Raw genomic sequence first — 503 nt, forward strand, 5'->3', positions numbered from 1 at the left:
CTTCCGGCCCTTGTCGTTGTCTGAGGCGTTGGATTTAACCTTCCTCCATGCGTCCTTCATTTGCCCAATGAGCAATATGCCCTCTCTCGTGGTCTCTAGCTCCTCGCCGATTCGAAGGAGCTGATCGTTCGTTAAGGGGTGACGTTGCTGGTCTATTTCCCCTTTCCCTTGCAGATATTTGTAAGCCCATTTCTGCTGCTTGTGATCATTGCGATCTAGCCATGTAAGCCCAAGCGCCCTCTGACCCATACCCCTATCCTCCCCCAAATTGTTGATGCCAGTTTGCAGAATTATACCTTGTGATTGATCACGTTTTGAATCACGTGACAGCGTCACGGCTAAGTATAAAAACAGTCTGTAAATATTGCGATATAATAGTCGCCTTTGCTAGGGCTATGGTGGTATCAGCGTGTTCATATCCGCATTATTTTGTGAAGTGAAAGGGCTCAAGCCAGAGGGAAAATATTTCCTTGTGCGCTTCATTCGGCACTTCGGAATAGCTG

The 503-nt window shown here is 47.5% G+C and carries 1 pseudogene; it reads right to left on the reverse strand.

From position 1 onward, the window contains the following. Positions 1 to 249: pseudogene (locus AC1DRJ_RS32270) on the reverse strand (hypothetical protein); the annotation flags it as partial. Positions 250 to 503 lie beyond the last annotated feature (254 nt).

Source organism: Pseudomonas sp. P5_B2 (assembly GCF_056400445.1).